This is a genomic window from Paractinoplanes ferrugineus, from assembly GCF_016862195.1.
In the GTDB taxonomy this organism is placed as follows: Bacteria; Actinomycetota; Actinomycetes; order Mycobacteriales; family Micromonosporaceae; genus Actinoplanes; species Actinoplanes ferrugineus.
Genome location: NZ_BOMM01000040.1, coordinates 115,618 through 136,702 on the forward strand (window position 1 = coordinate 115,618; position 21,085 = coordinate 136,702).

The following is a 21,085-nucleotide window of genomic DNA, read 5'->3' on the forward strand; positions in this document are numbered from 1 at the left end:
TCCGCCGTGCCGGCCACGCGTACTCGATCCTGTCGATGTCAAGTTCCGCGAGCCGAGCCGAGCCGTTCGGCGGCAGCCCGATCCAGCCAGGGCGCCGTAGAGTTCGCTACGTCGCGCGAAATGCGCTGGACCGGGCTGCCGAGCGGAGCGGGCTGGTCGGGGGTCAGCGACTCTCAGCGAAATACTCGTAGTTGTCGGCGTTGTCGACGGCGTTGCCCGGGTTCGACGAGGCGAGTTGCTTCGCCGCGGTTTGCCCGTACGCGTGATCGTCGGTGCCACCGTTGACGGTGAAGTGACTCGACTCGTGGATCAGTGTTCCGGCTTTCGAGTCGGTGCCGGTGGCCGGCGCGGTCCAGAACGCGTTGCAGAGGTAGATGACGTAGGGCTGGTCCGGGTAGACGTACGCGTAGTAGTCCTCGTCGCTGGTGCAGTCGAGCGTCAAGGCCTTGCTGGTCAGCTCGGTGGTTATCTTGCCGTACGCCGAGGTCACCCGGGCGAAGCGCGTCGAGCTGTAGGTGCCGAACCAGGTGGTGTAGGCGCCGCCGCCGGACGGGTTCGCCGCGAGCCAGGTCTGCGACTTCTGCGAGTACGTTGCGGCGTTGGTGACGGCCTTCTTCAGCGCAGTCTGTTCACTCGTGGTACAGCCGCGGTAGGTGATGCTGACCGCGGCGGCGGCGAGCTTGACCTGCTCGGTGACTGTCGGCGCGACGATGGACGCCGGGTCGGCCTTCCGGATGCCGCCAGCGCTACGGACGGTAGCGTGCTCGGTGGCGATCCGGAGCGTGTCCTCGAGCGCCGCGGTTGCCCGGTTCAACACCCGCACCCGGGTCGATGCCAGAGCGACGGTGAAGGTTCCCGGCCGGGACAGGTCGTAGTCTCCCGCCAGATCCACGGTCACGGCGTAGCTGCCGCCGGCCGGAATGTGCGTGTAGTCGGCGGCGGTCGGAGCCCCGAACTTCACCAGCTTGCCTCGATAGGGCACCGGTGCGCCGTCTCTGGTGACGGCCAGAACCGCGTTGGACTCGCGCGCCTGCGGCAGGTCCCGGGAGAGCACGTCAACCGCCGACGATGACGCGTTCCGAACCGCGACACGCACGGTGAATGTGCTGGTGGTCAGCTCGCCGATCTGGACGGTCGCAGTGAGACCCGCGGGGCTGGCCGCGGCCGCCGAACTCGCCCCGACGGCGGTGGCTGCCGGGATCGCTATCCCTACAGCGAGGCATGCCGCCCAGAGCGGACGTCGAGAGATGCGCACATGGTGTCCTTTCTCGCCATCGACTCCCCTGGGCTGCCCTCCGGGGGTCAGCGACGCGAGGGCCGATGCTTAAACATCAATAGTTTTCAATATAAATGATCACCCGCTTCGATCAATGGGCGTTTCATCCCAAGGAGGTCATATCTCGGCGACGCGGCGGAGGGCTCGACCACGAGGGGTTCGACCGGGTGGTCCACCCGATCCCGCCGACCGCGACGGCGATGGCGACCTGCGGCATCGGGGCTGACGTCACCCCGTTCACGGCGATCACCGACATCGCCGGCACGTCAAGGTCACGACGGTCAGCCGCACGCTCTTGCCGGAATGACTCGGTGATCGATTTCGACGCCTGAGCCTCAGCTGAGACGCCGGAGCCTCAGCTGACAGGCCTGAGCCTCAGCTGACAGGCCCGCGACGACCAGGCCGGCCGGGTGGGGACGTCGAACCGACCCGCCGTGACAGGTAATAGTGCCAGAGGAGGATCGTGGCGATGGTCCGGTACGGCGCCCATTCCCGGGCGACGGCGGTCAGCTCCTCGGCGGTTGTCGTCCGGGGAAGGCCGGCCAGCTCCTTGAGCCCGTTGACAGCGCCCAGATCCCCGGACGGGAACACGTCGACGCGGTGCAGGGCGACGATCAGATAGACGTCCACGGTCCAGTTGCCGACGCCCTTGAGCCGGACCAGCCGATCTCGTACGGCGCTGTCCGGGAGTTTCTCGAGCTCGCCGAAGTCGAGTTGGCCGTCGGCTACCTGCTGAGCGAGCCCGCGGACGTAGTTCGTCTTCTGCCGGCTGAAGTAGGCCGCACGGAGCTCGTCGTCGGTCAGCGCCAGCACGTTCTCCGGGGTGATCTCGCCGACCCGCTCCCGCAGCTTCTCCAGAGCAGACTTCGCCGAGGCCTGCGAGACCTGCTGTTCGAGAATGAACCAGACGAACGACTCGAAGGTATTGGGCCGATCCCAGAACGGGGGGTGACCGAACTCGTCCACGACCCGCCGCAGCCGGGGATCGCGAGCCGCAACCTTGTCACACAGCGCGGGGATCCCCCTCTCGGTGAAGACTCCGTCCGCCGTATCGATGATGAACACCCCGTCCGAAGGCCGTGCCCCCACCGTGCCCCGACCACACCGGGCATCCCGGTCGAGGGGGTATAGGCGAAGTGCTGTGGCGAGAATACGCGGACCAGGATGTCGTCGGAGGTCCACGGCTGGGCGTCCCGTTCTGAGTGGCACAGTGGGACGGGCACGGGGTCGCTTCGGGTGAAAGGTCGTACCGGAAAATGAGCTGGATTCGGGTGGTCGGTGGTGCGCTGCTGTTCCTGATCGGCGGCGTCTGGGTCCTGCAGGGGTCCGGCGCGACCGGCGCGACCGGCGGAATGAACGGCGAGCGGCAGTGGCTGCTGATCGGCATCGTCGCTGCCGTGGTCGGGTTTTTCCTGCTGGTCAGCGGCATCAACCGACTGCGGTCCCGGATACGACGGTGACCGTGCGGGAGCACCCGTCATCCTCCCGACGACCCCGCGCCGCACCACCTATGCGGAGGTCCGCTGCTCCTCCTCGATGTGGGCGGTGATCGCGGCCAGGATGGCCGGCATGTGGTGGGTCAGGTAGAAGTGGCCGCCGGCGAACGTGGTGAAGGTGAACGGCCCGGTGGTGTGCCCGGCCCAGGCCCGCATCTCGGCGGCGTTCACCTTGGGGTCGGCGTCGCCCAGCAGCGCGTACACCGCGCAGGTCAACGGCGGCCCGGGAAGGTACTTGTAGGTCTCGATCGCCCGGTAGTCGTTGCGCAACGCCGGCATGATCATCTCGACGATGTCCGGCGTGTCGAACATCCGGGCGTCCGTTCCGTCGAGCCGGCGGAGCTCGGCCAGCACCCCGGCGTCGGACATCTCGTGCACCCGTTCGCCCCGGTCCACCGACGGCGCGAACCGTCCCGAGACGAACATGCCGCTCACCGCGATGCCCTCGGCCTGCAGTTGCCGGACGATCTCGAAGGCCACGGTGGAACCCATGCTGTGCCCGAAGAAGGTCAGGGGCCGGTCGGCGACCTGCCGGACGGCCGGGACGATCTGCTCCGCCAGTTCCTGGATCGTCGCGGTGAAGGGCTCGTTTCGCCGGTCCTGGCGGCCCGGGTACTGCACCGCGAGGACGTCGACCGAGGGCGCCAGCGCCAGCGCGACGGGGTGATAGAAGGTCGCCGATCCGCCGGCGTGCGGCAGGCAGATCAGCCGGTGCGGGGCCTGTGGCGCGGAGCCGTAGCGGCGCAACCAGGTCTCGGTGGACAACGGGCCGAACCTCCGGGAGAGGAAAGAGGGTCTCACAAGCTGTCGGTCAGCGCATCGAGCGCGTCGCGCCGGTCGATGCCGAGCTTGCGGTAGATCCGGGTCAGGTGCTGCTCGACGGTGCTCATCGTGATGAAGAGCATGCTGCTGATCTCGCGGTTGGTGTAGCCCTGGGAGGCAAGTCGGGCCACCTTGGCCTCGGCCCGGGACAGCTTGGTCGCGCGCTCCGTCCGGGCCGGCGGAGCGGAATAGGCCATTGCCACCGCGGGCTCAGCCCCGCGCCGGCGGGCCAGCTTCTCGGCGCGGCGCTGCACATCGCGTCCGGCGGCCAGCTCTCCGGCGCGCTGATAGGTGCGGGCCAGGACCTTGAGCGTGCGAGCCTGTTCCAACGATTCACCGTGGCGCTGCAGCGCGGTGACCGCCTCCCGTAACAGAGGCAACCCCTCGGCCGCCGGAAGGGTCTCAGCCAGCACGCGTATCGCGCGGCTGCTGCTCCACGACGACGCCGGGACGAGAGCCAGATGTTCACGCGTCAACCGGCGCGCGGTCTCCGGGTCTCCCTGTCGCAGGGCGACCTCGGCCAGTTCGGAGCGCCAGGGCAGCAACCCGGGAGCCTCCATTCCCCAGGATCGCAGGATGTCGCCGATCGCCCGCAGGTCGTCGGCCGCCGACTGCGGCGCGCCGGTCGCCAACTGGTGACGCGCACGGGCGCGCAGGTGCAACAACCCGTACGGGCTGCGGAGGAAGTCCTCGGGCAGCTCGACGGTGAGTTCCGCAGCGACCTCCTCGTGCCGGCCCTGTTCGGTCAGGGCCATCATCCGGACCGCACGCGGCAGCGCCACCAGGGCGCTCCAGGGCCCGCCCCGGGCCGCCTCGATCGCCTGCTGGGCGAGAGTCTCGGCCTGGACGAAGTCGCCACGCCACAGGGCTGCGGTCGCCTGAGCCGCGTCCAGCAGCAAATGCCACTGCGGCAGATCGGATGAGCCCGCCTCGCGGACGAACGACTCGTACCACGGCTGGGACTGCTCGAAGCACTCCAAGGCCAGCATGGTGAAGATGGCGACCTGACCCGCTTCCAGGTCGGACGCCCGGGCGACGATCCGTTGCAGCACCTCGATCGCCCGGGCAGCCGCCTGCTCGGGGCTTCCGCCGGCGAGCAGACGAGGCAGGGTGACCGCCTGGAGCAGCCACGGGGAGCGGCCGATGACCTGCTCCGGGGCCAGCTCGACGGGCGCGCCGGCCGGGGTGCCGGGAAAGACGTGCCGGATCCACATGTCACTGATCGCGTGCTCGGTCCTTTCCCGCGGTCCGGTGCCATCGCCGCCGGACAGGGCAAGAAGGCTCCGGGCGTCTTCGGCTCGCACCTGCCAGGCCATCATCCGAGCCAGCCGGGCCGGCACCTCGCCCGCGAGGCCGCTCTCGCGCACGTTGCCGGCCAGCGACGCCAGCAGATCCCCGATGCGGCCCGGTTCGGACAACCACCGCACGTCAAGCAGTCGAGCCCGGATCGCGCCCCGGGCATCCGGCGCGGTGGACCAGTCCAGCGCGACGTTGAGCAACGCCGCGGCGGCCTCGAAGTCACGCTCTCGCAGCGCCTCCTCCGCCGCCTCGCACAACACGTCGGGCGCCCAGGACTGCGACGCCTCCGCGTTGGCCATCAGATGCCGGGCGACCACCGTCGCCGAAGCGCCGTCCTCGTGAAGCACTTCCGCGGCGCGCAGATTCAACCGCCGCACCACAGCGGGCTCCGCGGCGGCCTGGACCGCCGCCTGCACACGCGAGCGCAGGAAGTGACCGGGTGCGAGCAGGCCGATCGCGATGAGCTCGTCGAACAATTCGCTCAACCGGGCCACGGAAAAACCGAGCACCCGGCTCAGCGTCGCCGGATCACAGTGGTCGCCGAGCACTGCCAGCCCCTGGGCGACCTCCAGCAGTTCGGGGCTGTCGTGCAGATAGAGCAGATGTTGCACGGCCCGGCTGAACTCCGGCCCCACCCCCGCCTGCCACTGCGCCGCCGAGGCCGCCGTGACCAGGTCGTCCAGCGACGCCGCCAGCAGACTCGCGTTACCACCGATCGACGGATAGACCTGCCCGATCAGGGAGTTGTAGAGGTCATCAGGGAGCCGGCTGCGGAACAATTCGGAGACCCCGCCGGCTGACAACGGCCGCAGCTGCACGCGCCGGTACGGCCCCCGCAAACTCAACGACGGCGCCCTGCCGGTCAAGACGCTGCTGCGCCAGGCGACAACCCCGAGGACCGCGCCGGAGCCCGCGAGGCGGGACAGCTCCTCGAGAAAGCGGCGGCACGCCGGGTCAAGAAGATTGGCGTCGTCCGCGATGACCGCCACCGGGGTCAGCCGGCTCATCCTGGCCAGCATCGCCGCCAGTTCGGCGGGATCGTCGTGCGGTACATCGCCGATCCGGTCGGTGATCAGGCGCCGAGCGGTACCCAGCAGGGTGCTGGAATCGTCTGCGCGGTCACCGGAGGCGAACAGGACCTGCAGGCCGCGGTCACGGGCCATCCGGCTGGCCGCGCGCAGCAACGCCGAGCGCCCGAAGCCGGCCGGGCCGGTCACCACTGTCATCCCGCCGGTGCCGACACTGCCCTGCGCGATGGAGTCCGCGATCACCAACAGCTCGGCCTCCCGCTCGGCCAGCTTGGGCTCGAACGGTGTGGCCGGTTCCCCGACCATCTGCAGCAACTTACCCCTCTGCATTTCGGGAGCGGGTGTCAGCTCAGGATTCATGCACCGTAAGACCATTCGACTTCCTCACGAACGGGAAAAGGTCCTTCGTGTACACCTTATTATTGTTCTTGTTTCAAGTGTGTGACGGGCCCGACGGAAAAAATTCCGCCTCTCGGGAACCGTAGTCGACTCGCCGAGAATGCGACCAGGCGGGATCACGAAGCACGCCGGGACGCTCACCCTCGGCGACGCCCACATACGTGACGGCCGCAACATCAGCCCCTCTCCCCATCCGGCAAACAGCCGACAAATGGCCAGCTGAACGCGCATTTCCAGCCGGTCCGACGAGGTGATGCCACTCGCGTCCGGACGGCGCCGGCCGGCCGACAGTCGCTGCCGGTAGCTGTCCAGCGGCTCAGCAGGGCCGCCGAAAAGACCTATTTAATCCGAAAATTATACCCGGAAGCCCCGAGGCGCCTGCCCGTGCACGCTCACTCCACCTTGACACCGGCGAACGTTACGTATATAGCGGCTCGGCCGGATGACCCGTCCTCACCCGTCGCCGACATCTAGACGAGCACGAATGCGTAACCGGCCATTGACAATGCCCTGAAACCCCCTTGCCGGAATCGTCCGCCGGAGAATCTTGAATAGACACCGATTAACTTTTACCACTGTCGTCGAACCGGCGTCGCATAGGCGACCGGGGCATTAGGGGGGTACTAGGGGTGCCCCTCGTCGGGAAAAGGCCGTTCACCGGGAGTTCACCCGTGACCGGCCGGTCCGGGCGCTACCACCCGGCCGGATGCCCGCCCGTCGCCGCCGCGACCGATGCCCCTATCACCCCCTACCTCCGGCAACGGCACCCCTAAGGGGCTGCAATCGCCGGAACAACAGTGCGTGAATGAAATCGGCATTACCGGGTCGAGGAGGGATTCATCATCGTGGCGCGGCCATGAATACGCACTGGGACGAGTTGGTGGTCGCGCCAGTGACCATCACGCCGACCAAGCCCTTGACACCCACCCACGTCAAAGGTCTTTTGTGGACGGACGTGCTGACCAAGGCGAGCCGCCGGATCGGCCGCACCCGGCTGGTCTGGAATCCGCGGATGGCTCACCTGACCACTCAGACCACCGCCTTCTGGTGGCATCTCGACCGGACCGAGCCGGAGACCGATTGGGGCACGGAGTCCGAGGCCTCGATCGGCGGCCGCTACGTCCGCTTCCACCAGGGCCGTCCCGTCGTCGAGCCGCGGCAGCTCGACCCGTATTTCGAGCGGGTCGAACAGACCGGGTGGATCCATCCGGCCGCTCGCCGACTGCTCGGAATCTGGAAAGCCCAGCTCGGCCAGCTCAACGTGGCGGATCCCGGCCTCACCGACCAACGGCCGCTGGCCGCCGGCACCGGCGAGACGCTCGACCGGCTCGCCGACCGGCGCCTGCTGATCGACCACCGGCGTTACGGCGGCCCGATCCTGCTCGACGCAGCCCGCTGGGGCATGCCCGTCCGGCAACTGGTCAGCACGGCCGGACACGCCAACTATCTGCTACCCATCCTGCGTGAGCTACTGCCGGCGATCCGGCCCGGGCGGCTGTTCGTCCTGCTCTACGACGACGGGCTCAACGCCGACTACACCATGCTGGAGCGGGTGTTGGCCGAGTTCGGGGCGACGGTCACCCGTCTGCCGCTGAGCCGGGTGCCGATCGGCGGCCGGGTGGTGTCCAGCAAGTACGGCGGCTGGGCCGGTTCCACTCTGGGCGACATCGCCGCCACCGAGGGCTCAGCCGACCGGGCCGCGTACCGGCTGGGCATGCGCATGTACTTCGTCGGATCCCTCGATCGCGGCTCGACCCAGTCCTTCCGCATCGATCTGCTGCGCCGCCGCGTCGGCCGAGCCGCCCGGATCCTTGCCCTCGGGCCGGCCTCCGCCGAGTGGCTGCCCGATCTCGGCCGGCCGGCCGGCTACGTCGACCCCCACCGGCTCACCACCGCGGTCTTCGGGCCGCGGCCGCGGGCGCTCTCCCCCGGGATACGAGGGATATTCGGATGAGCGGATCCCCGCAGGAGTTGCTCGCGGCCGCCGCCGTCGCCCGGCTGGAGGACGCCGCCGGCAGCGGCACCGCAGGACCCGGGCTGAGCGTCGCGGTGGTGGTCCAGGACTTCGAGGCGGAACCCTTCTTCCGCTCGGTGATCCAGTTCGCCCTGGCCGTACCGAAGGCGGAGGGCGAAGCCTGGCAACGGGCCTTCACCCGGACCATCTTCCTGGCCGGCCGGCCCGACAGCCTGGCGCAGCGCTTCACCGCCGACCTGAACGGTCCGGCGGGGTCCGTCGCCTGGTACGGACCGGCCCGGGAGAAGCAGCTGCGTAACCTGTCGCGGATGCTGCGCGCCTTCCAGGGCGACGCACCGGTTCTTCCGCCACCGGGGAGTGTCCTCGTGCGAGCGCCCGGACCGCCGAGCGGGACCGAGCACACGGCGACGATCGCGACCAGGGACGTCAGCTTCGCCGGCTACCTGGTGCACACCCACCACCTGTTCGCCGAGGCGACCTTGCGGGGGCTGATCCGCCCCGGCGACACCATCCGCGTCGAGCACCGCGGCGAGCTCGACGGCCCGCTGATCCGGACCGCGCTGGATCCGGCGCTCGCACCCGGCGTGCAGACCCGGATCACCCATGACGGCCGCGACCCCGACCGGCTCCGCTTGTACGCGGTGCTCGTCGCGGGGAGAAAAGGAGACGAGCCATGCAAGCCGACCGCGTCCTGACGGAACAGCAACGGCTCCTGAGCACGCTGGAACGCCCCGAGCAGGTACAGAGCGAGCTGCTCGCCGGCATCCTCGCGACCAACCAGGACACCGACTACAGCCGCGTACACGCATTGTCCAAGGTGGGCGATGCGGACGAGTACCGCCGGGCCGTGCCGATCCGGACCCACGAGGATCTGATGCCGTGGATCGACCGGATGCTGGCGGGCGAATCCCGCGTGCTGACCGCCGAGGACCCGGTCATGTACTTCTCCTCGAGCGGCAGCACCGGCCGGGAGAAACACATCCCGGTGACACCGAGCTACATGCGCGAGGTCTTCCTACCGTTCTACTACGCCTCGTTCGGCGTGCTGGTCCGGTCGATGCCACAGCTCCTGAGCTCCGCCGACGAGGTGCTCAACCTCTGGCAGGACCCGGGCTCGCCGAAGGGCAGCACCCGCGGCGGCCAGCAGCACATCGGCCCGAGCCAGGTCGACTACCAGCAGTTCGGGGAGAGCAGCGCGGCCGCCCCGGGCGGGAACGCGTCGTGGAGCCGGATCCCGCCGGAGCTGGCCGATGCGGACCCCTACGAACGCGCCTACTTCAAGCTGCGGCTGGCCGCGGAGCAGAACATCCGCCTGCTCATCGCCGTCAACCCGGCCCTGGCCGCGGGCCTGCCCTACCAGCTGGCCCAGGTGTGGCCGCGGCTGGTGGAGGAGATCCGGGCCGGCACTCTGGGCGGCCGGCCCCACGGCACCCCCGATCCCGTACGCGCCGACGAGATCGCCCGGCACGCGGCCGAACACGGCACCCTCCGGCCCCGCGATCTGTGGCCGGAGCTGTCGGCCATCGTCGTGTGGAACAGCGCGCTGGGCTCGCTCTATCTGCCGAACCTGAGCGAATCGTACGGCCCGGGGGTCGAGTTGATCGACGCACCGATCGCCTCGTCCGAGGGTCCCGCAGCCGTGCCGGTCGACCGCAGCCCGCTCGGAGCGCCGCTCTACCTCCCCGGCTGCTTCTACGAATTCGTCCCGGCCGACCGGCGCCTGACCGAGGACGCCGAGACCGTGCTGGCCCACGAGCTCGAGGTCGGCCGCGACTACCACCTGGTGGTCAGCCACCTCGGTGGTCTCTACCGCTGCGCGATCACCGACGTGGTCGAGGTGACCGGTCACCTCGGGCGGACCCCGCGCATCCGGTACGCCGGTCGCGGGGTCGAACGGCCGTTGGCCGGGATCCGGCTGACCGAGCCCAGCGTGATCCGCGCCCTGGCCGCCGCCGTCGCCGACACCGGCGCCCGGCTGCGCAATGCCACCGTCAAGCCGGCCGGGGACCGCTATCAGGTCGCGGTGGCCGGCGACCTCCCCGAAGGCTTCGCCGCGGCGCTCGACGCCCGGCTCGGTGAGACCGCGGACGGTTATCGGGCGGCCCGTACGGCCGGGACCCTGGCCCCGGTGCAAGTCGTGCGCGTACACCACGACGCGTTCCTGCACGAGTGGGAACGGAGTATCCGGGCCGGGCAGCGACCATCCCGGGTGAAGGACCGGATCTTCCTGCCCGGTACCGAGACCTGGGCGCGGATCGTCACCGACCAGGAGGTTGCCGCATGACCGACGTCATCCCCGGCCGGGGCCAGTACACCGAGGAGGCCCGGCTGCGCCGCCTGGAGTGGCTGCGCGGCCGGACCGGAGCGGCGATGCCCTCGGCGGAGAAGACCGGTTTCGACGCCCGGGCCCTGACCGGCAACCTGGAGAACTTCGTCGGCTCGGTCGAAGTGCCGGTCGGCCTGGCGGGCCCGCTGCTGTTCGACGGCCGGGCCGCCCAGGGCGGCATCGTGGCCCCACTGGCCACCACCGAGGGCGCCCTGATCGCCTCCGCCTCGCGCGGGGCCCGGGCGATCACCGACTCCGGCGGCGTGACGACCCGGGTCCTCTCCCAGCGAATGAGCCGGGCGCCGGTGTTCGAGTTCGCCGACATGGCCACCGCGCTGCGATTCGCCGACTGGCTGCGATCGGTGCGCCCGCAGCTCGACGAGCAGGTCGCCCTGGTGTCACGGCACGCCCGCCTGATCGACGTCGACCCGTACCAGATCGGTCGTTACCTGCACGTCCGGTGCGTCTTCGAGACCGCGGACGCGGCCGGGCAGAACATGACCACCGCCGCTACCTGGCAGATCTGCCGCTGGCTGACCGAGGCGCTGCACGACCAGGACTCGTTGCGTCCCGAGCGCATGATGCTGGACGGCAACCTGAGCAGCGACAAGAAGGTCAGCGCGGTCTCCATGCTGGCCGGTCGCGGCAGCCGCGTCACCGCCGAGACCCGGATCAGCGCCGACGTCGTGGCGGCGGTGCTGAAGAGCGACCCGGCCGTGATGGTGCGGGCCCACACCGCGACGGTGATGGGCGCCCAGCAGGCCGGCATGGTCGGCTACGGCATCAACGCCGTCAACATCGTCGCCGCGCTGTTCGTGGCGACCGGCCAGGACATCGCCAGCGTGCACGAGTCCGGCGTGTCGATCCTCTCGCTCGAGCTGGACGGGCCCGACCTGCTGGCCACCATCCTGTTGCCCAACCTGGTGATCGGCACCGTCGGCGGCGGGACCGCCCTTCCCCATCAGCGGGAGTGGCTGACCGCGCTGGGCTGCGCGGGCGACGGCGGGGCCGAGCGATTCGCCGAGATCGTCGCGGGCTTCGCCCTCGCCCTCGACGTGTCGACCGCGGCGGCCATGGTCAGCGGCCAGTTCGCCGACGCCCACCGGCGGCTGGGCCGCGCCCGCCCGGTCGAGTGGCTGCTCAAGGCCGACCTGAATGCCGCTTACCTGCGCCCACCCCTCGCCCGGTGCCTCGCCGATCCGGGGCTGGTGGTCGAGTCGGTGACGCTGGCCCCCGAACTGCACGGCGACGGCATCGCGAGCGAACTGGGCGCGCTCGGCGAGCGGCGCAAGCTCACGGGCCTGCTCCCGATGACCGTGCACTGGACCGCGGGTGACGGCACGCCGGTCACGGCCGACCTGGTGGCGAAGATCAAACCGCGTGGCGAGGACCTCATCGCCGGCATCGCGATGGTCGCGTCCCGGTGCGGTCGGGAGGTCGCCCAGGCCTGGGACCAGTGGGGCGGCGAGAGCGACTTCGCCGGCACCCACCGCCGCGAGCCGGCCGTCTACCGGCGCCGCGAGCCTCCGCTGACCGCGCTGCTGCCCCGCTGTTTCGGCATCGTCGAGGACGACAGCCGCGAGGCCTACGTGATCCTGATGGAGCGGCTGGTCCACACGCCCGGACCATGGGACTCCGAGCGCATCGATCGGGCGTTACGCGGCATCGGCGCCGTCCACGGGCATTGGCTCGGCCGGGACCAGCAGCTGATCGCGGAGGGCTGGCTGCACCGGGGCGCGGGTGGCTCGCACCTGGCCAAGGCCGGTGAGCTGTGGGAGGCACTGGCCCGGTACAACGCCGCCGAGCACCCCGGCCTGATCGGGGCCGAACGCCGCGATCTGCTCCTGGGGGCAGCCGGCAGCGTCGGCTTCTGGGACCAGGAACTCGAGGCGATGCCGCGGACGCTGGTACACAACGATTTCAACCAGCGCAACGTCACGGTGGCCGACGGCCGGCTCATCGCCTACGACTGGGAGCTTGCCACCGTCGACGTGCCCCAGCGCGACGTCGCCGAGCTGCTGGCCTTCACCCTCGGCCCGGACGCGTCCGAGGCGGCGGTCGAGCACCACCTCGAGGTGCACCGCGACGCCGTGGCGGCGGTGTCCCCCGCGGCAACCGGGCTGGTGGCCGGAGCCGACTGGCGTCGCGGGTACCACCTGTCCCTGCGCAAGCTGCTACTGAGCCGCCTGCAGCTGTACACGGCCGCCCACGCCCACCGCGAGTTCGCGTTCCTCCCGGCGGTACTCGACTCGGCCTTCCACCTGTGGGAGATCGAGGCGCGGCGGGACGCCGAGTGATGCGCACGGCACTGGTCGGCCTGGACGGCAGCGGGAAGACCACCGTGGCCACCCGCCTACGGAAGCTCCACGGAGTGGCGGTCATCCACGCCATCCGCCCGCACGACGACCCCACCAGCCCGTACGCGGAGCTCTCCCGGCATCTGACGGCGGCCTCGGCCGCCGCCGACTCCGTCGGCCACCCGCAGCTCAAGGTCGCGTTGCTCTATCTGCAGCTCAACCTCTACGGACCGCAAGAGCGCCGCAACACCGTTCCGGTTCTGGTGTCCGATCGGCATCCGCTCGTCGATCCGCTGGTCTACCTGCCGATGTACGCCCGCATGGCGACCACCGGCGGCCCGGGTCCGGACGTCGGTCGTTGGTGGGCCGCTCAGGAACCGGAGACGGCCCGCGTGGTCCGCGACTGGCTGTGGGAGTGCGGCGGCGGCGAGGACATCTGGGCGCTCGGCACCGAGCTACTAGGCCTGGCCACCCTGGCCGGCGAAGAGCTGACCCGCGAGCTGGTCCAGCGGCTCGAGGTGGACCCACCGGACCAGATCGTCATGCTGGCACTGCCGGTCGAAGAGGCCCTGAGCCGCACCCGACGGCGGTCGTCCGGCACCGAGCTGCACGAGACGACCGCCGCGCTGAGGGCCGTGGAGGCGGCGTACGAACGGGTGTTGTCCGATCTGGCGACCTCGATCCCGGTCCATCGGGTCGATTGCTCACGACGCGACATAGCTCAGATCACCGACGACGTGGCCGCTCATCTTCGCTGAGCCCGCCGCCCTTTGCCCGACCAACCGCCCGATCACCGAGGAGCTCACGTTGGATGTTCTTGTCATGGGTATCACCACCGGTCTCGGCGCACGCCTGGCCGACCAGCTCCGGGCCCGGGGGGATCGCCCGATCGGCCTGGTGCACCGGCTGGAGCAGCGCGACGACCTGCGTGCCTCCGGGGTGGACGCCCTGGTCGTCAACGAGAGCGGGGAGGGCCACGCCGAGCTGTGGGGCGCTCTGACCGGGGCCGGCGGCGTGGTGCTGGCCACCGGCAGCGGCACGGAGACGGCCGGGCCGTCGGCCGGCCGGGCCGGCGCGTCCGGGCTGCTCATGATGGCCGCCGAAGCGGCCGGCGTCGCCCGGTTCGTGCTGATCAGCAGCTTGCTCCCGGGCCGGGCGCTGCGGGAGTCACTCGGCGACGGTCTGCCGGCGTACCTGTCGGCCAAGCGGGCCGCCGAGCAGGAGCTCCGGGAGCGTGCCCTGTCCTGGTGCGTCGTGCGTCCCGGCCGCCTGACCGACGAGCCGGCCACCGGGCTCGTCTCGGTCCGCGGCGGCGAAGATCCCCGACCCGACGGTACGATCCCGCGCGCCGACCTGGCCGCGGTCATCGTCGAGGTGCTGACCGCCGACCCACCGGTGACCGGTCTGCTGGCCGTCGGCGCCGGCTCGGAGCCGGTGACCACAGCTCTGCGATCGGTCCACGCCGGGTGAGGCGTACGGGCCCGGGACGCCCCGGGCCCGTACGGTCTCAGCCAGCCGCGTAGATGTCCTCCACGTACCGGTCGTCCACCATCAGATCGGCCAGCCAGGCCGCCGACTTCTCGCTCGAGGAACCGGTCTTCCGGCCGTGCAGCTGCTCGAAAGCCCGGCGGACGCCCACTCCCATACCGGTGGCGTCACCGCAGACGTAGACGGTCGCCCCGTCCTCGAGCAGCTGCCACACCTCGTCGCCGTCCGCGGCGATACGGTCCTGTACGTAGCCACGCTCCGATCCGGACACCCGGGAGAAGGCCGGCCGCAGGCTCACCACGCCGGCCCGGTCGGCGGCGGTCAGCTCGGCCGAGTACAGGAAGTCGACCTCCGGATCGGTGCAGCCGAAGTAGCACAGCGACGGAGCCAGCTCACCCCCCGCCGTGCGGCGCACCATCCGGTCGGCGATCGCACCCCGGAACGGGGCCAGCCCGGTACCGGCCGAGACCAGAATCGTCGGGCGCTCGTGGTGCACGCCCAGCACGTCCCGGCGGGGTGAGACCCGGGCCAGCACGACGTCGCCCACCTCGACCCGGTTCAGATAGCCGGAACCGGTGCCCTGGTAGCGCCCTCTTCCGGAGCGGTGCGGCTGGTCCAGCCGGGACACCATCAGATCCACCACCCCGGGCGATACGAACGCCGACGACGACACCGAGTAGTACCGGATCCGCATCGGCGGGAAGAGCTCGAGCACGGTTGCCCAGTCCAGCCGCCCGGCCAGGGCCGGGAACCGCTCGATCAGATCGAGCACCGATGCGTGGCCCGGCGCCCGGACGGCCAGCTGAACCTGCTCGGGTGGGCATGGGTTCAGCTCGGCCAGCCGGGCGATCTGCTCGGCGGTCGCCGGATCCTGCAGCTCCAGGTGCCGGGCGAGCAGGTCGCGCACGGTCAACGGCCGGTCGGCCGGCAGGGCATGCCGCAGCGGGGCACCGGGCCGGATGGCCAGTAGCGTGTCCAGGCCGGCACCGAGCAGCCCGGCCGCCCGGTCCACCAGCCCCGCCTCGTTCACCGGCAGGACCACCAGATGGTCGCCCGTGCGGTAGGCCTGACCGTCCGGCAGGCGCAGGCTGACCGAGCGCTTGGCCCGGCCCTCGGGCCGGGCCGGATCGGCCAGGTCGCCCGTGGCGACGACTGTCATCGCCCGCAGATCGTGGCGGGCGGCGAGTGCGGCCCACGGATCGGGCGGGATGATCTCGACCTGGTAACCGGTGTCGCCGGTGGATTCCTCGCCGGTCGAGCCGGGGTCACCGTACTCGGTGAGCAGCGCCTGCCGTAGCTGGTCGGTGAACCGGCGGGCCGCCTGCTGCTGACCGGTGCTCACATCGACCGCCACCCGCTCCAGCAGCCGCCGGCCACCGGCCGCCGCCAGCCGGTCGTCGATCAGCGTCGGCACCCGCTGGTACGTGGTCGGCCAGTTCCGGTCGCCCACGCCGAGCACACAGAAGCGCACGCCGTCAGCGAAACGCTCGGCCTCGGCGCCGGCCAGGCGCTCGACGAACCGGGCCGCGTCGTCGGTCGGTCGTCCGTTGTAGGACGAGGCGACCACCACCACCGGCTCATCGCGGGGCAGGTCCGCCGTGGCGTAGTCGTCCAGAGGCGAGAGCACCGTCTGGAAACCGATGGCCGCACCCAGCTCGGCGACCTGCTCGGCCAGTTCGAGGCTGTTACCGAGGTTGGAGCCGTGCAGCACGTGCAGAGTGTTGCCGGCCCGTACCCGACGTGGCAGCCCGCGCACGTCCCCGGTGGCCTCCGGCGCCGCGGTGACGTCGGCCCCCGGGGCCGCGACGGCCGCCCGGACGGCTCGCCGCTCGGCCGGGACCCGGCGGCGCACCTTGAGCCGGAAGTCGGCGGGCTTCATCGTGAGTCGCTGGGCGATCCGCAGCTGGTAGGACTCGGGGTCGAGGAAGCGGTAGCGGTGGATCAGCAGGCCGAGAACCAGCACGGCCTCGTGCATCGCGAACTGGCGGCCGATGCACGCCCGTTCGCCGGTGCCGAACGGCTTGAACGCGTGCACCGAACGGGCGGCCTCGCGTTCGGGGCTGAAATGGTCGGGATCGAAGGCATTGGGGTTGTCTCCCCAGACGGTCGGGTCGCGGTGCAGCACCGGCGCCAGTACGACCGCCCAGTCGCCCTTGTTCATCGGGTGCCGGCCGAGCAGGGTCGTGTCGACCTTGGCCTGCCGGCTGAAGCCCGCGGCGGCCGGCCACAGCCGCAGCGATTCGTTGAACACCTGGCGGACGTACGTCAGGTTGCCGATGTCCTCGTACGACGGGGTCACTTCGTCGGTGTCGCCCCACAGCGCGTCCACCTCGGCCCGCGCGCGCCGGAGCACCTCCGGGTGGTTCACCAGGAAGTACATCGCGAAGGCGAGCGAGCCCGAAGTCGTCTCGTGGCCGGCGGCGAGGAACGTGACGACCTGGTAGCGCGCGTTGACCGGATCGAGCTTCTCGCCGCTGACCGGATGCGGCGTCTCCAGCATGAGGCTCAGCATGTCGTCCTCGGTCGGCGTGCCGGCCGTCGTCCGCGCCTCGATCACCTCGTCGACCACGGAGGCGATGAAGTCGCAGTCGGCCTTGAACTCGGCGTCCGCCGCGCTGTGGTCCAGGCCGTCGTCGGGCCGTCGCATCTCGAGGGACTGGCTGTAGGCGAGCCCACGGACCATGGCGGAGACGAAGGGGTGCGGCTCGGCCCGCTCGAACGAGGAGAAGTCGTACCCGAAGCCGGTGAGGCCGATCGTGTCCAGCGTCATCCGGGTCATGTCGTCGGCGACGTCGACGAACTCGTCGTCCGCCGCGTCCCACGCACCGATCAGTCGCTTCGCCACCTTCACCATCGTCGTGTGGTAGCGGCGCAGGGCACTGCCGGAGAAGGCCGGCAACAGGATGTCGTGCGCCTTCTGCCAGTTCGGTTCGTCGTTGAACGCGGTGAACAGCCCGTCGCCGGTGAAGCCCCGCACGGTCTGCTGCCCGATGGACATGTACTTCTCGAAACGGTCCTCGTCGGAAAGGTCGATGGCCGCCTCGAGCGAGCTCGCGGAGATGATGTCGAAGCCGTGGTAGCGGCGGATGTACACGCCACCGTTCTGCAAGGCCAGCCGCAGCGACAATTCGATCGGACTACGGACGTCGAGCGTCATCTGGGAGACGTCGACGACCGGGATGGGTTCGATCGGCGCCTCGGTCGCAACAGCCTCGTCGACGGACATGAATGGGGCCTCCGAAGGACTCATCGACATGATTTCGAGTAGCACTCAAACTCGGCCAACATAACGCCACGAATGCCGTCCGGAAGCCGCCCGGATGACATTTCAGGGGTCGTTTCTGGGGTAGGCGGCGGATCACCCCTAATACCCCCTAGGTCGGGCCGCCGGCATAGCGGACACAGTCCCGGAAGCGGATACTCGGTGCCATTTACCGGAACCGTCGGGAGTGGATCACATGTCGCAGCCGTCACCGGAGTCGCTACCCCTGCAGCCGTGGGGCGCCGAGGACTTCACCGTGGTGTCCTGGCCCGAGCAGGACTGGCACGCCGGGTGGAATTCGCGGGTCTGGCTGCTGGAGCGAGACGGCGAACGAGCGGTCCTCAAGGCCGTACCGGAGCATCTGCCGACCCGGCTGCGGCCCGGTCTCGAGGCCGCCGAGATCGTCGAGGCGGCCGGCATCCCGGCCGGCGCGCCGTACCGGACGACCGGCGGGGACGTCGCCGCCGACGCCGACGACTGGACCTGGGTTCTCCTGCGGTACGTGCCGGGCCGCTCCGCCTCGGCCGCCGACCACGACGACCTGGCGCTGGCCGGCCGGGTGCTGGGCCGTGTCCACACCGCCCTGTCGGACGTCCCCGAGACCCCGGAGACCTCGGTGTTCACGCAGCGGGACTGGCTCACCATGGAACAACCGTTCCTGGTCGGCGACAACGCGTGGATCCCGGCGGCCATCGAGGCCGGCTTCGCCGCGATGCCGGCCGACCTGTCGACCGGGCTTATTCACGGCGACCCGCAGATCAACGACTTCCGGGTAGGTCCGGAGGCGACCGGGCTCATCGACTGGGCCGAGGTGCTGCACGCCCCGTACGTCTTCGATCTGGGCATCCTGCTCAGCACCCTGGGCGCGGGGGTCGACCCGGAGCCGCTTCTCGCCGCGTATCTGAGCGCGGCACCGGTCAAGGCGGCCGAGTTCGCCTACCTCCCGGAGATGATGAAGATCAGGGCGGCGATCGAGGGCTGGATCTTCGCGAGCCGGGACGCGTTCGGCATCGAGCTGGGCGACAGCTCGTACACCAACGCCGAGATCGTGCAGCTGGCCCGGGGGCGCTACCTTGCCGCCGAGGCGCTGGCCCCGGACCACTTCCTTCGCTGAGCCGGTCACTCACCAGCGCACAGGCAGGTGCCGGACGCCGCGCATCACCAGACCGGGGAAGAACCGCAACGGCTCGGCGTCCGGGTCGAGCCGCAGGTCGGGGCAGCGCCGCAGCAGCGTCCCGATCGTGATCCGGGCCTCCAGCCGGGCGAGCGGCGCGCCGAGACAGAAATGGATGCCGTGCCCGAAGGCGAGATGGCGGCCGGCACCGCCCGACGCGCGGGTGATGTCGAAGCGGTCGGCGTCCTCGAACCGGCGGTCGTCCCGGTTCGCCGACAGCAGGCTGACCACGACCAGCCCGCCGGCCGGAACGGACACGCCGCCGAGCTCGACCGGCTCCCTCGCATACCGTTTGGTGCTGGTCTCCACCGACCCCTCGAAGCGCAGCATCTCCTCGATCGCCGAGTCGAGCAGGGACATGTCGGAGCGCAGCAGGGCGAGCTGGTCCGGATGGGCCAGCAGCGCCCGGATGCCGTTGGCGACCATGTTCACGCTTGTCTCGTGCCCGGCGAGGACGAGCAGGAACGCCATCGCGCGGACCTCGCTCTCCGACAGCCGGTCCCGGTCCTGCTCGGCGGTGCGCAAGAGGGCGGAGACCAGATCGGGCCCCTCGGCCGCACCCCGCCGGCTCTCGATCAACCGGCCGAGGTAGTCGTGCAGGGCTCGGCTGCCGGCCATGGCCACCGCCGGGTCGGCCGGCGCCAGCATGTCGATCGTCCAGCGCCGGAAGTCCTCGCTGTCCGACTCCGGGACGCCCAGCAGATCACACAGGATCGTCATCGACAGCGGAAACGCGAGCGCATCCACGAGATCGGCGCGGCCCTCCGGCATGGCCGCATCGAGCAGGCCGTCGACCAGCTGCTGGATCCGGGGGCCGAGCGCCTCGACCCGGTGGGGGGTGAAGTCACGACCGACCAGCCGCCGCAGCCGGGTGTGATCCGGCGGATCGACCACCAGCAGGTGCCCGTCGACGAAACGCTCGGCCAGTCCCGCGGTGCTCCGAGATTTCGACAGCCGCGGATCGGCCAGCGCGCTGCGGCCTTCGCCGTAGTCCACGACGATCCAGCTGCGGCCGCCGTCCCCGGCGCGCAGCTCGTGGACCGGACCGTCCGCGCGCCACTTCGCGTAATACGGGAATGGGTTCTCGATGAAGTCCGGCCCGAGAGCCGCGAGCTCGATGACTGCCATTGTTCGTCGTCCTGTCCGGCGGCGGATGTCGAGAGCTCATTCAAGCGACCCGGCCGGCGTACCCGCAACGATTCCGGTCATCGTGGCCGCAAATAGGGGGTGATAGGGGATTGGAAAAGACGCGGCCCCGGCCGAATATCGACCTCACGTCTTTCCAGCCCGGATGCCAGAAGCGCCGGAGACCGGCCATACAGGAGTGGTAATGACAGTTGCGGCACGGGAAGAGATCAGGGAACTGACGTACCAGGGGCTGCGGTACACCTGCCGGATCTCGTGGTGCGAGAACCCGGATATCGATCCTATTCTCGTGCTGTGCGGCGCGTACCAGGACGTCTACACCTGGCGCCGGTTCGACAAGTACTGGAACCACGTGGCGACCACGATCAGCCTGGATCTGCCCGGCTCGCACACCACCGACCCGGTGCCGGCCGACGAGGGCTACGACGTCCACGCCGGCGCGCTCGGCCACGCCCTGGACGAGCTGGGGCTCGAACGGGTCAACCTGGTCGCGATCAGTTATGGGTTCGGCCCGGCCCACCTGTTCGCCCAGAAGTCCCCCGAGCGGATCAGCAACCTGGTGCTGAGCGGTGCCGCCGCGGATTTCCCGCCGGACGTGCGCCGGACCATGGTCGACGGCATGCAGTTCCTCGAGTCGGGGAACGTGATGGAATGGGCCCGCGGAACGGTCGGGCTCTTCATGTGCCAGGACCCGGAGGTGACCGTTCGCAACCGGGAGCTGCTCCACCGGGCCCTGATGGCGAAGTTCACCAACGTCCCGATCGAGGAACTGCCGCGGTACCTCAACCTGAGCCGGCGCGCCGTGGAACACCTGCCGACCCGGCCGGGCGGCATCTCCGGGGTCCGCACTCTGTGCCTGACCGGCGAGCACGACACGATCGCGGTACCGGACGATGCCCGCGCCCTCGCCGCCGAGATCGACGGTGCTCTGTTCACCACGATCCGGGAGACCGACCACCTGGCCTTCCAGGAGCGCGGAGCGGACTGGGCCGAGACGCTACGCCGGTTCTTCTCCGGCGAATCGCTGCAGGGACTGGACTTCCTCACGCCGATCGAACAACCCAGCCGCGCCCTCGCCGTCGACGCCAGTCTCTGAC

Annotated in this window: 16 protein-coding genes; 10 read left to right on the top strand and 6 right to left on the bottom strand. The window is 70.2% G+C overall.

Annotated features, from left to right (window positions below):
* Nucleotides 1-163: 163 nt before the first annotated feature.
* A complete protein-coding gene (locus Afe05nite_RS22760; protein WP_203819183.1) occupies nucleotides 164-1,255 on the bottom strand; it encodes a M35 family metalloendopeptidase in 1,092 nt (363 codons plus the stop codon).
* Nucleotides 1,256-1,350: 95 nt separating this feature from the next.
* Between Afe05nite_RS22760 and Afe05nite_RS22765 the strand changes: the two genes are divergently transcribed.
* Nucleotides 1,351-1,608 carry a hypothetical protein gene (locus Afe05nite_RS22765; protein WP_203819184.1) on the top strand — a complete coding sequence of 86 codons (258 nt, stop codon included), beginning with the start codon at nucleotides 1,351-1,353 and terminating at the stop codon, nucleotides 1,606-1,608.
* 43 nt (nucleotides 1,609-1,651) lie between these two features.
* Here Afe05nite_RS22765 and Afe05nite_RS22770 read toward each other — a convergent pair whose 3' ends face one another.
* Nucleotides 1,652-2,341 (bottom strand): DNA-3-methyladenine glycosylase family protein, encoded by a 690-nt coding sequence (locus tag Afe05nite_RS22770; RefSeq protein WP_203819185.1) that lies wholly within the window; start codon nucleotides 2,339-2,341, stop codon nucleotides 1,652-1,654.
* A 191-nt stretch (nucleotides 2,342-2,532) separates the two neighbouring features.
* Here Afe05nite_RS22770 and Afe05nite_RS22775 point away from each other — a divergent pair, with 191 nt between their 5' ends.
* Nucleotides 2,533-2,736: a hypothetical protein gene (locus Afe05nite_RS22775; RefSeq protein ID WP_203819186.1), complete on the top strand. Its 204-nt coding sequence runs from the start codon at nucleotides 2,533-2,535 to the stop codon at nucleotides 2,734-2,736.
* Between the two features lie 48 nt (nucleotides 2,737-2,784).
* Here the strand turns inward: Afe05nite_RS22775 and Afe05nite_RS22780 are convergent, their stop codons facing one another.
* Both Afe05nite_RS22780 and Afe05nite_RS22785 read right to left on the bottom strand, forming a co-directional pair.
* Nucleotides 2,785-3,537, bottom strand: coding sequence for a thioesterase II family protein (locus Afe05nite_RS22780; RefSeq protein ID WP_239118104.1), 753 nt, complete (start codon nucleotides 3,535-3,537; stop codon nucleotides 2,785-2,787).
* A gap of 32 nt (nucleotides 3,538-3,569) precedes the next feature.
* Complete coding sequence (locus tag Afe05nite_RS22785) at nucleotides 3,570-6,227, bottom strand: helix-turn-helix transcriptional regulator (protein ID WP_203819188.1); 2,658 nt, start codon at nucleotides 6,225-6,227, stop codon at nucleotides 3,570-3,572.
* A gap of 949 nt (nucleotides 6,228-7,176) precedes the next feature.
* Here Afe05nite_RS22785 and Afe05nite_RS22790 point away from each other — a divergent pair.
* Genes Afe05nite_RS22790 through Afe05nite_RS22815 form a run of 6 tightly spaced genes read left to right on the top strand, consistent with a single transcriptional unit; the run spans nucleotide 7,177 to nucleotide 14,388 of the window.
* Entirely contained in the window at nucleotides 7,177-8,274 is a 1,098-nt protein-coding gene (locus tag Afe05nite_RS22790) for a hypothetical protein (RefSeq protein WP_203819189.1), read from the top strand.
* Nucleotides 8,271-8,990, top strand: a complete 720-nt coding sequence (locus Afe05nite_RS22795) for a DUF6182 family protein (protein WP_203819190.1) — start codon at nucleotides 8,271-8,273, stop codon at nucleotides 8,988-8,990. Before Afe05nite_RS22790 ends, Afe05nite_RS22795 begins: the two co-directional genes overlap by 4 nt.
* Entirely contained in the window at nucleotides 8,969-10,579 is a 1,611-nt protein-coding gene (locus Afe05nite_RS22800; protein ID WP_203819191.1) for a GH3 family acyl-acid amido synthetase, read from the top strand. The genes Afe05nite_RS22795 and Afe05nite_RS22800 overlap by 22 nt, the downstream gene beginning before the upstream one ends.
* Nucleotides 10,576-12,918 (top strand): hydroxymethylglutaryl-coenzyme A reductase family protein, encoded by a 2,343-nt coding sequence (locus Afe05nite_RS22805; RefSeq protein ID WP_203819192.1) that lies wholly within the window; start codon nucleotides 10,576-10,578, stop codon nucleotides 12,916-12,918. The genes Afe05nite_RS22800 and Afe05nite_RS22805 overlap by 4 nt, the downstream gene beginning before the upstream one ends.
* A complete protein-coding gene (locus tag Afe05nite_RS22810; RefSeq protein ID WP_203819193.1) occupies nucleotides 12,918-13,676 on the top strand; it encodes a hypothetical protein in 759 nt (252 codons plus the stop codon). Before Afe05nite_RS22805 ends, Afe05nite_RS22810 begins: the two co-directional genes overlap by 1 nt.
* 49 nt (nucleotides 13,677-13,725) lie before the next feature.
* On the top strand, nucleotides 13,726-14,388 hold the full coding sequence (locus Afe05nite_RS22815; RefSeq protein WP_203819194.1) for an NAD(P)H-binding protein: 663 nt from the start codon (nucleotides 13,726-13,728) through the stop codon (nucleotides 14,386-14,388).
* 37 nt (nucleotides 14,389-14,425) lie between these two features.
* On the opposite strand, the gene Afe05nite_RS22820 is transcribed toward Afe05nite_RS22815, so the two are convergent.
* Nucleotides 14,426-17,632, bottom strand: coding sequence for a cytochrome P450 (locus tag Afe05nite_RS22820; protein ID WP_203819195.1), 3,207 nt, complete (start codon nucleotides 17,630-17,632; stop codon nucleotides 14,426-14,428).
* A 232-nt stretch (nucleotides 17,633-17,864) separates the two neighbouring features.
* Between Afe05nite_RS22820 and Afe05nite_RS22825 the strand changes: the two genes are divergently transcribed.
* Complete coding sequence (locus Afe05nite_RS22825; protein ID WP_203819196.1) at nucleotides 17,865-18,782, top strand: phosphotransferase enzyme family protein; 918 nt, start codon at nucleotides 17,865-17,867, stop codon at nucleotides 18,780-18,782.
* Nucleotides 18,783-18,791: 9 nt separating this feature from the next.
* Here the strand turns inward: Afe05nite_RS22825 and Afe05nite_RS22830 are convergent, their stop codons facing one another.
* Nucleotides 18,792-19,970 carry a cytochrome P450 family protein gene (locus Afe05nite_RS22830; protein WP_203819197.1) on the bottom strand — a complete coding sequence of 393 codons (1,179 nt, stop codon included), beginning with the start codon at nucleotides 19,968-19,970 and terminating at the stop codon, nucleotides 18,792-18,794.
* 202 nt (nucleotides 19,971-20,172) lie between these two features.
* Between Afe05nite_RS22830 and Afe05nite_RS22835 the strand changes: the two genes are divergently transcribed.
* Complete coding sequence (locus Afe05nite_RS22835; RefSeq protein WP_203819198.1) at nucleotides 20,173-21,084, top strand: alpha/beta fold hydrolase; 912 nt, start codon at nucleotides 20,173-20,175, stop codon at nucleotides 21,082-21,084.
* The last annotated feature ends 1 nt before the right edge of the window (nucleotide 21,085 follow it).

Excerpts from the sequence above, each read along its gene's own strand:
- Afe05nite_RS22785 (WP_203819188.1), bottom strand. The coding sequence starts at position 6,227 with ATGGTCGGGGAACCGGCCACACCGTTCGAGCCCAAGCTGGCCGAGCGG.
- Afe05nite_RS22820 (WP_203819195.1), bottom strand. The coding sequence starts at position 17,632 with ATGTCCGTCGACGAGGCTGTTGCGACCGAGGCGCCGATCGAACCCATC.
- Afe05nite_RS22800 (WP_203819191.1), top strand. The coding sequence starts at position 8,969 with ATGCAAGCCGACCGCGTCCTGACGGAACAGCAACGGCTCCTGAGCACG.
- Afe05nite_RS22805 (WP_203819192.1), top strand. The coding sequence starts at position 10,576 with ATGACCGACGTCATCCCCGGCCGGGGCCAGTACACCGAGGAGGCCCGG.
- Afe05nite_RS22790 (WP_203819189.1), top strand. The coding sequence starts at position 7,177 with ATGAATACGCACTGGGACGAGTTGGTGGTCGCGCCAGTGACCATCACG.
- Afe05nite_RS22825 (WP_203819196.1), top strand. The coding sequence starts at position 17,865 with ATGTCGCAGCCGTCACCGGAGTCGCTACCCCTGCAGCCGTGGGGCGCC.
- Afe05nite_RS22795 (WP_203819190.1), top strand. The coding sequence starts at position 8,271 with ATGAGCGGATCCCCGCAGGAGTTGCTCGCGGCCGCCGCCGTCGCCCGG.
- Afe05nite_RS22810 (WP_203819193.1), top strand. The coding sequence starts at position 12,918 with ATGCGCACGGCACTGGTCGGCCTGGACGGCAGCGGGAAGACCACCGTG.
- Afe05nite_RS22830 (WP_203819197.1), bottom strand. The coding sequence starts at position 19,970 with ATGGCAGTCATCGAGCTCGCGGCTCTCGGGCCGGACTTCATCGAGAAC.
- Afe05nite_RS22775 (WP_203819186.1), top strand. The coding sequence starts at position 2,533 with ATGAGCTGGATTCGGGTGGTCGGTGGTGCGCTGCTGTTCCTGATCGGC.
- Afe05nite_RS22835 (WP_203819198.1), top strand. The coding sequence starts at position 20,173 with ATGACAGTTGCGGCACGGGAAGAGATCAGGGAACTGACGTACCAGGGG.
- Afe05nite_RS22765 (WP_203819184.1), top strand. The coding sequence starts at position 1,351 with ATGATCACCCGCTTCGATCAATGGGCGTTTCATCCCAAGGAGGTCATA.